Origin of the sequence: Streptomyces sp. WAC 04229 (genome assembly GCF_003947455.1) — a bacterium.
In the GTDB taxonomy this organism is placed as follows: domain Bacteria; phylum Actinomycetota; class Actinomycetes; order Streptomycetales; family Streptomycetaceae; genus Streptomyces.
Map to the genome: position 1 here is coordinate 1 of NZ_QHJH01000244.1, position 9,524 is coordinate 9,524.

A 9,524-nucleotide genomic window follows, 5' to 3' on the forward strand; every position below is an offset into this window, starting at 1 on the left:
GCTGCTGGCGGTCCGCCACCCCGGACTCGACCTGCGCGCGGTCACCTGCGTTGCCGGGAACACCGACGTGGCGGGGCGTGGGGCGGACACCCCTACCGGGTCGGAGCAGGCCGGCGCCCCCCGCCACCCCGGACTCGACCTGCGCGCGGTCACCTGCGTTGCCGGGAACACCGACGTGGCGGGCGTCGTGCGGAACACCCTGACCGTGCTGGAGCAGGCCGGCGCTCCCGACATCCCCGTCGCCCGGGGCGCCGAGCGCCCGCTGATCGAGGGCGTACGCACCGCCCGGCACGTGCACGGCCACGACGGCATGGGCGACCTCGGACTGCCCGCGCCCACCCGCACCGCCGCCGACGTGGACGCGGTGACCCTGCTGCGCCGGGAGATCCTCGCCTCCCCGCGCCCGGTCACCCTGATCCCCACCGCACCGGCGACCAACATCGCGCTGCTGCTGCGCACCCACCCGGAGGTCACCGGGAACATCGAGCGGATCGTCTTCATGGGCGGCGCGGTGACCACCGGGAACGCGACACCGGTCGCCGAGTTCAACGTCTGGCACGACCCGGAGGCCGCCGCGATCCTGCTCGGCGCCGGGGTGCCGATCACGATGTACGGCCTCGACGTCTTCCAGCGGGTGATCGTCCCGGGCCCGGACGTGCGCCGCCTGCGCGCGAGCGACGAGCCCGGCACCCGGCTCGCCGGTGAGCTGCTCGCGCACCGCGGCCCCGCCACCGACGAGTCGGACCCCGGCGGCGGCCTCGGCGACGCGGGCGCGGTCTGCGCGGTGCTCGACCCGGCGGGCCTGACCACGCACCGGCTGCCCGTCGAGGTCTCCCTGGCCCCCGGCCCGGCCCGCGGGCAGACCGTCGTCGACCGCCGCGTCCGCCCCGGCGAGTCCGAACTCCACGACGGGACCCGGGAGCAGCCCCTGGTGGACGTGGCCCTGGACGTGGACGTGGACCGCTACGTGGAGCTGTATCTCTCGGCGGTCGAGGGCCGGACTCCGTAGCCCTCGGCGCGTCGCGGGCACGCGGGTTCGCTTTTCGGGTGATGTGGACAGATCTGTTCGTGTCGCCCGCACGCTCGCGAAGGAGACCGCGTGACCGTACGCAGCACCGCCGCCAAGCCCGACCTGTCGTCCAAGGACCCCAACTGGTGGCGGCAGGCCGTCATCTACCAGGTCTACCCCCGCAGTTTCGCCGACGCCGACGGCGACGGGCTCGGTGACCTGCGCGGCATCACCCAGCGCCTGACCCACCTGGCCACCCTGGGCGTCGACGCGCTGTGGCTCAGCCCGTTCTACCCCTCCGAACTCGCCGACGGCGGCTACGACGTCGACGACTACCGCGACGTCGACCCGCGCCTGGGCACCCTGGACGACTTCGACGCGATGGCCGCCGAGGCGCACCGGCTGGGCCTCAAGGTGATCGTCGACCTGGTCCCCAACCACTCCTCGCACCGCCACGCGTGGTTCCTGGAGGCCCTGGAGGCGGGCCCCGGCTCCGCGGCCCGCGACCGCTACGTCTTCCGCGACGGCCGCGGCACGCAGGGCGAACTTCCGCCCACCGACTGGCAGTCGGTCTTCGGCGGCAGCGCCTGGAAACGGGTGCCGGACGGGCAGTGGTACCTGCACCTGTTCACCCCCGAACAGCCCGACCTGAACTGGGAGAACGAGCAGGTCCGCGCCGACTTCCGCACCACGCTGAAGTTCTGGTCGGACCGGGGCGTCGACGGCTTCCGCGTCGACGTCGCGCACGCCCTGGTCAAGGACCTGGCCGAGCCGCTGCGGGACCTCGGCTCCCCCGAGCTGAGCGGCGAGGCGGCGCTCGCGGAGTTCGCTCCGGGCACCCACCCGTTCTACGACCGCGACGACGTGCACGAGGTCTACCGCGACTGGCGCAAGATCTTCGACACCTACACCCCGCCCCGCATGGCGGTGGCCGAGGCGTGGGTCCCGGGCGCCCGGCGCGCGCTGTACGCCCGCCCGGACGAACTGGGCCAGGCCTTCAACTTCGAGTACCTCCAGGGCGGCTGGGACGCGGCGGAGCTGCGCGCGATCATCACCGGCTCGCTGGCCGACGCGCACGCCGCCGGTGCCTCGGCGACCTGGGTGCTCTCCAACCACGACGTGGTCCGGCACGCCACCCGCCTGGTGCTGCCGCCGGGCACCGACACCGACGCCTGGCTGCTGTCCGGCGGCCACGCCCCGGCCGTGGACCAGGCGGCCGGACTGCGGCGGGCCCGCGCGGCGACGCTGTTGATGCTGGCGCTGCCCGGTTCGGCGTACGTCTACCAGGGCGAGGAACTGGGGCTGCCCGAGGTGGCCGACCTGCCCACCGAGGTCCTCCAGGACCCGATCTGGGAGCAGACCGGACACGTCCGCAAGGGCCGCGACGGATGCCGGGTGCCGCTGCCGTGGACGACGGAGGGGCCGTCGTACGGCTTCGGCGCGGGCGCGGCGTGGCTGCCGCAGCCGCCGGTCTTCTCGGCGTACTCCGTCCAGGCCCAGGACGGGGTGGCGGACTCGACCCTGGAGCTGTACCGCACGGCGCTGCGCCTGCGCCGCAAGCTGCTCGACGGCGAGTCGCTGACCTGGTCCGACGACGTGCCGGCCGGGGTCCTGCAGTTCGACCGCACGGACCGCTGGCGCTGTGTCACCAACCTCACCGGTGCCACGGTCGACCTCCCGGCCGGCGAGGTACTGCTGAGCAGCAGCCCGCTGGACGCCGACCGCCTGGGCCCGGACACGACGGTCTGGCTGGGCCGGTAACCGCGCCCCCGCCCCGCCCCTCACCCGGACGGCCGCGCGCGCTGGTGGCGGGGCGGGGACGGTGGTGGCCTGGAGGGTGCGGCCGGGCCCGGAGCGGCGCCGGCCGCACCGGCCCTCCAGGAGGCACCGATGCAGCACGCCCCCGCCGCCCGTCCCCGGCTCGCCGCCCTGCTGTCGGCGGTCCTGGCGCTCACGGCGGCCGCCTGTGCCGGTGGCGGGCGGACGGCCGAGCACCCCGCCACGCCCGCACCGACGGCCCCGCGGTCCCCGGCCGCGCCGGCACCGGCCGCCGTGCCGCCCGTGCTCACCGAGGGCCAGGCGCGGGCGGCCCTGATCACCGAGGACGACCTCGGGGAGGCGTGGGAGCCGACGCGGGGCGCCGCGACCTGGCGGGACGAGCTGCTCAAGGCCACGGCCGAGCGGCCGGACTGCCGTCGCCTGCTGGACGTCCTGTACACCGAGGACCTCTTCGGCACCGACACCGCGCCGCGCGCCACGGCCGCCCTGGACGACACGGACGGCGGCGCCCAGCTGCACTACCGGGTCACCTCGCACCGCGCCGCCGACCTCGACCGGACACTGACCTGGCTCGCCACCCTGCCGGACACCTGCGGACACTTCACGTCCCACGCCGCCCACGGCCCCTCCCGCGACGTCCGGGTCACCGCCGTGCCGCTGCCGGAGGCGGGCGAGGCCCGCCAGGGTGTCCGGGTCACGCTGAACGCCGGGGAGTCCGTCCTCACCGTGGACCTCGTCGCCGTCCGCGTCGGCGACGACGCCGCCAGCCTGACCATCGGCACCCTCACCGAACCGTCCGACGACCCCGCGTGGACGGCCACCGAAACGGGCGCCCAGCGCCTGACGGAGGTCCGGCGGCAGGGGCGGGCGCAGGTGTAGGGCGGGCCGCGGCGGGACGACCGGGCCCCCGTCCGGGGCCGGCGGTCGCGGTGGTCGGGCGGTACTCGACGGGCTGCGGCCGACTGCCGACGCCACCCGGGCGGCCCGGGCGGCCCGGGCGCGCAGCGCCCGGCACGAGCCGCGGCAGGGGCGGGCGCGGGTCTACGGGCCGGGGTCCGCGTCGTGTCCGAAGTGTCTGCGGTGGGTCAGGACCTCGCGCGCCACGGCTTGGACCGTGCGGTCGCGGGCGAAGGCGTCGGCGCGCAGCCGGGCCAGGGCCTCGTCGGCGCCGATGCGCAGCTGGGCCATGATCATGCCGACGGCCCGGTAGACCTCGTCGTGGTCGCCGGCCACCTCGTCCAGCCAGGCGTCCTGCCGGCGCGGCAGGGCCATCAGGGCCACCGTGATGACCCCGGCCACCAGCCGTGCCGTGCGCAGCTGCGGCGCGCTCAGACCACCGGGGGTGTCGCGGTAGAGGTCGAGGGTGCCCAGGCACACCTCGTCGGTGCCCAGCGGCAGCGCGTAGACCGCGCGGACACCGACCGCCGTGGCCTGCTGGGCGAAGAACGGCCACCGCCCGGCGTCCGCGGCGGACGTCAGGTCGCAGGCGAGCACCGGCGCGCCCTCCTCGACGGCCGTCACACAGGGTCCGGTGCCCAGCGTGGCCTGGATCTCCGCCAGGTACGACGCCCGGGCCCCGCTCGCACACAGCCGCACCGGCACGCCCTCGCCGCGCAGCGACGCGCTCGCCCCGGTCACCGGCAGCAGGCGTACGGCGGCCGCGCACATCCGCTCGGGCACCTCGTCCGGCGCCGCGCCGCGCACCTCGGCGGCGATCAGCTCGGCGGCCCGGGAGCCGCCGTCCGGGAGCCCGCGGGGCTCGTCACTGGGCGGCACGCGCACCGCCTCCTTCCCACCCGGCGGCCGAGGGGCGACTACCCCTGCCCGACCGGCGGAAACCGGCGGGACGTGACGAGCCGGGCTACAGCGGCGGCTGCGCCGGTGCCGGACCCAGCGTCGTCGTGCCCGGCGCGGTGCGGTGGCCCAGGCCGGTGCGGTACGCGTCGAGGGCCGCCTCCACGCGGCCGGTGCGGCGCAGCAGGTCGCCGAGGAGCCGGCACAGGTCGGCCAGGTCGCCGGCCGCGCCCGCCCGCTCCAGCAGGCTCAGCGCGCGGACGTAGTGCTCCTCCGCGGCCTCGGTGTCCCGGGCGTCCTCGGCGATGATGCCGAGCAGCCGGTGCGCGCCCGCGGAGTGCACGGCCCCGCGCTCGGAGGAGAGGTCGTCCAGCACCCCGTGCAGCAGTTCGGCGGCCTCCTCGGACTTGCCGCGCCGGTGCAGTACGTCGGCCAGCTCGACGGCGACCTGGCTGCTGTAGAGGGCCGCACGGGTGACGGAGAGCATGCTCAGCGCCTCCCGCATCTCCGCCTCGGCGCGGGGGAGTTCACCGTTCTGGGCGTAGACGTACCCGCGCATCCAGTGGCAGTTGGCCAGCTCGGTGCGCAGGTGCAGCGTGCGGTACAGCTCGGCGGCCTTGGCGAGCGACGCGTCCGCCTCGGCCAGGCGGCCCTCGGCGAGCAGGGTGCGGGCGACCGAGCGGTGCATCCGGGCGACCAGCGCGGGGTCGCCGGCGCTGGGGGCGAGGGAGAGCGCCAGTTCGGCGGCCTGGGCGGCGCGCGCGTGGGCGCCCATGTCCATGTACGGGCCGATCGCGCTGGCGTAGAGCAGCAGCAGCGCGTCGGGGTCGTGCAGCCCGCCGCGGTTCAGCTCGTCGAGGGTGGATTCCAGGAGGTAGACGGCGTACCGCAGTTCACCGGCGAGGTAGTGCGCGACGGCACGTCCGCGCAGGGCGGGCACCCGGCCGGGCAGCGGGGCGCCGGCGTCGGCGAGGCACCGCTCGGCGCGTTCGAAGTACTGTCGGCCGGCCGCCAGTTCCCCGGTCTCCAGGGCGCACTCGCCGAGCCCGAGCAGCGCGGCGGCGCGTTCCTCGGGCAGCTCGTGCGCCTCGGCCTCGGCGAGCAGCGCGGTGTACTGCCCGGCGGCCTGTTCCGCGCCCTCGGTGGCGAGGGTGCGCTGCGCCTCGGTCAGCCTGAGCCGCAGTTCGGTGGCGAGCCGCGCCGGACGCCCGGTGGCCAGCTCCTCGTAGCCGACGCCCAGCCGCTCGGCGAGGTGCCGCAGCGCGTCGTCGGAGGGGCGGACGCGACCGGCCTCCAGGGTGGAGATGTAGGCGGGTGTGTACGCCGGTTCCGCGAGCTGGCGCTGGGTCATCCCGCGCTCGGCCCGCAGCCGTTGCACCCGGCGTCCGATGGCCTCTCGGCCGTCACGGTCCCCCACTGCCAACTCCCCTTGAGGCTCTTGCCGTTCGACTCGGACGGCTCTAGGTTAAACCGCGTATTAAGCGTGCTTAACAACGTTTGACGCAATCCCCGGATCCCGCAGAGGACGCCGTGCCCGCACCCACCCGCACCGCCGAACGCTACGCCAGAGCCGTCGCCGCCGCCCTCGCCGCCGTGGCCTGCCTCCTGCTGGCCGCGAACGCCGGCCCGACGTCCACGGCCGGCTCCCCGGTCCCCGCCGGGGAGACCGCCCCGAAGGCGGCGGACGTGGCGTCCGTGGACCGCTGAGGGACGTCCGGGCAACACCGAAGGCGTCGCACACCGCCCCCGGGGCCGCGGACCGACGGCGTCCTGGAGGACGAGCCGCCGCACCCGGGCCGGAGCCGGACGCGCCCACTAGGTGCCGCACCGCTCAGCCCTGGGTCTGCAACCGGCTCAGCTCCCGCCGCACATGGTCCAGGGCGCCCTCGCGGCGCCCCGGTACGCGGCCGCGCAGCGCGGCGAGGGCCGCGCCCAGTTCCCGGGCCGGAACGGTGTCGCGCACCCGGCCCCACTGGTGGTGGGCCCGGTCGACGGCCGCCTCCACGGCGGGTGACTGCGGGGGCTGGCCGGCGCCGAGGCGGGCCTCCGCCACCGTCAGCCAGGCCCGGCAGCTGCGCACCGGGTCGCCCGCGAACATCGCCAGGTCGGCCCGGACCTCCGTCCAGTGCAGTGCCTCCTCGGAGGCGGGCCCGTACGCGTGCGCGGCGGCCCCCTCGTGCCGGGCGGCGAGGGCGTCCGCGTCCGGGTGCCGGCCGGCCTGCACGGCGGCGGCGATGACGGCGTGCGGGTCGCCCGCGGCCGGCCCCGGCCCCGACAGCACCAGGTCCGCGCCGACCGCGGTGCCGCTGCCCGCCGCCTCGGCCGCCGTGCGGGCCAGCGCCTGCTGGTGCAACGCGTCGAGGGGCGGCCGGTGCCCGCTGCGCAGGATCGTGGCGAGGGCCCGCATGTACGAGGGGGCGGCCAGCGTCCGCCGCGCGGGCGGCGGCGCGACGCGACCGTAGACGGCGTTGTTGCGCCCGCAGTCCAGCGCGTTCAGCGGCGTCGGTGCCTTCGCCCCCAGCCACTGCCAGGTCTCGTGGTCGGCGTGCAGGTCGAGCAGCAGCGTCGTCGCACCGCTCGGCCGCAGCCGCAGCTCCTCGCGGATCCAGTGCCAGGGCAGGGCCGTGTAGCGGACGGTGGCCGGGGTGGTGCGGGCCAGGGCCAGGTGCGGCAGGCGCTGGCGCCGGTCCAGCTGGAGCTGCCCGACGACGTAGACGGTCAGCGGCCCCGGGGCCGCCGCCGCGGCGCGCAGCCGGGTGAGCACGGCCTGCGGCTCCAGCGGGTCGGCGAGTTCGACGACGTTCGCCGTGTCGGTCCCGGACAGCACGGCGGGCGGCACGGCCGCGAGGACGGGGAGCACGGAGGCGGCGTCCACCAGGCATCCCCTGCCCACCGGCGACGCCGCGAGCAGCAGCACGGTTCCGGGCATGTCCCCTCCCCCTGTCGATCACGTACGGCAGCACCGTAACCGCTGCGACCGCAAAGCGGGGCGCTCAGGGCCACTTCGGGGGCCGCCCGACCCGCCGGACCGCGAAGACCGTGGTGTCGTCGGCCAGCCGCCCCCGGCAGTGCCGCAGGGTGCCGTCCCGTACGAGGGACACCAGCCGCTGCGGCGCGGCGTTCGCGGCGTCGGCGGCGACGGCGCGGGCGACCGCCTCGCCGTGCGGGAAGAACCGCCCCTGGGGATCGCGGGCCTCGGTGACTCCGTCGGTGACCAGGAGCAGCGCCTCGTCGTCGGCGAGCGCCGCGTGGCTCACCGACACCAGGGGGCGGGGGATGAGATCGCTCATGCCCAGGGGCAGGCCGCTGAGGACCGGAAGGGCGCGTACCCCGCCGGGGCCGACGGCCAGGGGCGGCTCGTGGCCGAAGACGACGATCTCCACGGCGTCGGGCAGGTCGAGGCGGAAGTTCACCAGCACGGCCGTGGCGAACCGGTCGCCGTCGGCTCGGCCGAGGGCCGCCGTGTGCGCGCGGTGGCGCAGCATGCGGATCTCCAGATGCCGGGCGACCACGGCGAGGTCCGGCTCGTGGTACGCGGCGTCCCGGAAGGTGCCGAGCAGGGCGGCGGCCGCGTCCACCGCGCCCAGGCCCTTGCCCTGCACGTCGCCGAGGAGGACGCGGGTGCCGTGCGGCCCGGGCTGGATGTCGTAGAAGTCGCCGCCGACGCGGGCCTCGCTGTCCGCGGCGAGGTAGACGGCGGCGTGCTCCAGGCCGCCGAAATCCAGCGGGAGCGGGCGCAGCACGGTGCGGCGCGTCGTCTCCGCGATGTCCCGCATGTGCAGCATGCGCTGCTCGCCGCCGACCCGGACCGCGGCCACCACCACCGCGACCACGCCGCCGATGGCGACGAGCATCAGGCCGGACAGCCCGGTCTCCTCCCGGTGCCTCCAGACCATGTCGGCGAGGAGGTAGACGACCACCGCCAGCAACGAGAACACGGCCGTGGCCCGCACCCCGCAGATCGCGGCGGCGACACCGGGGACGAGGACGGTCCAGGAGATGATCTGGAACACGTCGGTGGTGAGGTCGGACAGGGCGATCCCGGTGAGCAGCACCGCCGGGATCAGCCAGGCGACGCTGTGCCCGCGCACGCTGAGCAGTTCGTGCCGGGACACGGCGTCACCGCGGCCGGCCGCCTGGACCAGCCGTCCCCACTTCCACCGGCCACGCACCGGCCTGCGCACGCGACCCCTCACAGCGCCAAGCGAAGCACGCCCCGCGGCGCCCCGCATCCTGACTTGCCGCCCGGCCCGCCCAGGTGTGCCCTGGAAGTCGGGGCGAGGCGAGAGGAGTGCTCCCATGGCTCACGCGGCACCGACACACACGCCGCCCGACGTCTTCGGCGCGCGGACCCACCTGCTGGCGAAATGGGCGATGCCGCTGGCGATCGGCCTGGTCTACGGCTACTGGGTCGCGTCCGTCCGCCGCCACGGCGGGCCCATCACCGGCTGGAACCTGCTCGTCGGCTTTCTGAGCGTCCTCATGTTCTTCGTGCTCTTCGTCACGGTCCGCGCGGTGGCGGCGCGGCTGCCGCGGGAGGGGCACGCGGTGCTGTGGGGCGCGTTCGCGGGCAGCGCGCTGGGGTTCCTGTACTCCGGCAGCGGCGTGGCCATGTTCACGTCCATCCTGGTGTCCCTGCTGCTGGCGGTGGCGGTGACGGCGTCGCTGTTCTACCGCTACTACACCCACCAGGACGCCGAGGAGGCGCGGGCGGCGCGTGGCTAGGGGCCATATGCAGTCACCCCGGTCGCCGCGGGTGGCCGCACGGGCTTGCCTGGGAGGGTGGCCCCGCGACTGAGGAGCGGCCTGTCGGCCGTACTGATCTCGCTCGCCTGCCTGCTCGCACCGTGCGGCACGCTGGCGGGCTGGGTCGTGTACGGACTGGCCGACACCGGGCGGTACGTCGCGGCCATGGCGCCGCTCGCCGACGACCCGGACGTGC

General features: G+C 76.1%; 9 protein-coding genes. 5 read left to right on the top strand and 4 right to left on the bottom strand.

Annotated features, from left to right (window positions below; translation table 11 throughout):
• The first annotated feature begins 67 nt into the window (after window positions 1–67).
• The 3 genes from DMH12_RS34790 to DMH12_RS34800 all read left to right on the top strand — a co-directional run bounded on the left by DMH12_RS34790 (window position 68) and on the right by DMH12_RS34800 (window position 3,667).
• Complete coding sequence (locus DMH12_RS34790) at window positions 68–1,009, top strand: nucleoside hydrolase (RefSeq protein ID WP_125495329.1); 942 nt, start codon at window positions 68–70, stop codon at window positions 1,007–1,009.
• A 90-nt stretch (window positions 1,010–1,099) separates the two neighbouring features.
• Window positions 1,100–2,770: a glycoside hydrolase family 13 protein gene (locus DMH12_RS34795; RefSeq protein ID WP_125495321.1), complete on the top strand. Its 1,671-nt coding sequence runs from the start codon at window positions 1,100–1,102 to the stop codon at window positions 2,768–2,770.
• 129 nt (window positions 2,771–2,899) lie between these two features.
• Window positions 2,900–3,667 (top strand): hypothetical protein, encoded by a 768-nt coding sequence (locus DMH12_RS34800; RefSeq protein WP_125495322.1) that lies wholly within the window; start codon window positions 2,900–2,902, stop codon window positions 3,665–3,667.
• Between the two features lie 162 nt (window positions 3,668–3,829).
• On the opposite strand, the gene DMH12_RS34805 is transcribed toward DMH12_RS34800, so the two are convergent.
• Window positions 3,830–4,564 (bottom strand): GAF and ANTAR domain-containing protein, encoded by a 735-nt coding sequence (locus tag DMH12_RS34805; RefSeq protein ID WP_399189897.1) that lies wholly within the window; start codon window positions 4,562–4,564, stop codon window positions 3,830–3,832.
• 85 nt (window positions 4,565–4,649) lie between these two features.
• The gene (locus tag DMH12_RS34810; protein WP_125495324.1) at window positions 4,650–5,999 is read right to left on the bottom strand and encodes a helix-turn-helix transcriptional regulator; all 1,350 of its coding nucleotides are present in this window, start codon (window positions 5,997–5,999) and stop codon (window positions 4,650–4,652) included.
• Between the two features lie 113 nt (window positions 6,000–6,112).
• Between DMH12_RS34810 and DMH12_RS34815 the strand changes: the two genes are divergently transcribed.
• The gene (locus tag DMH12_RS34815) at window positions 6,113–6,289 is read left to right on the top strand and encodes a hypothetical protein (protein ID WP_125495325.1); all 177 of its coding nucleotides are present in this window, start codon (window positions 6,113–6,115) and stop codon (window positions 6,287–6,289) included.
• A 124-nt stretch (window positions 6,290–6,413) separates the two neighbouring features.
• Here DMH12_RS34815 and DMH12_RS34820 read toward each other — a convergent pair whose 3' ends face one another.
• The gene (locus tag DMH12_RS34820; RefSeq protein ID WP_125495326.1) at window positions 6,414–7,511 is read right to left on the bottom strand and encodes a hypothetical protein; all 1,098 of its coding nucleotides are present in this window, start codon (window positions 7,509–7,511) and stop codon (window positions 6,414–6,416) included.
• 64 nt (window positions 7,512–7,575) lie between these two features.
• Window positions 7,576–8,814: a PP2C family protein-serine/threonine phosphatase gene (locus tag DMH12_RS34825; protein ID WP_185832727.1), complete on the bottom strand. Its 1,239-nt coding sequence runs from the start codon at window positions 8,812–8,814 to the stop codon at window positions 7,576–7,578.
• A gap of 67 nt (window positions 8,815–8,881) precedes the next feature.
• Between DMH12_RS34825 and DMH12_RS34830 the strand changes: the two genes are divergently transcribed.
• Complete coding sequence (locus tag DMH12_RS34830; RefSeq protein ID WP_125495328.1) at window positions 8,882–9,307, top strand: hypothetical protein; 426 nt, start codon at window positions 8,882–8,884, stop codon at window positions 9,305–9,307.
• Window positions 9,308–9,524: the final 217 nt, after the last annotated feature.

Coding starts and splice junctions, on each gene's coding strand:
- DMH12_RS34825 (WP_185832727.1), bottom strand. CDS start 8,814: ATGCGGGGCGCCGCGGGGCGTGCTTCGCTTGGCGCTGTGAGGGGTCGC.
- DMH12_RS34830 (WP_125495328.1), top strand. CDS start 8,882: ATGGCTCACGCGGCACCGACACACACGCCGCCCGACGTCTTCGGCGCG.
- DMH12_RS34800 (WP_125495322.1), top strand. CDS start 2,900: ATGCAGCACGCCCCCGCCGCCCGTCCCCGGCTCGCCGCCCTGCTGTCG.
- DMH12_RS34820 (WP_125495326.1), bottom strand. CDS start 7,511: ATGCCCGGAACCGTGCTGCTGCTCGCGGCGTCGCCGGTGGGCAGGGGA.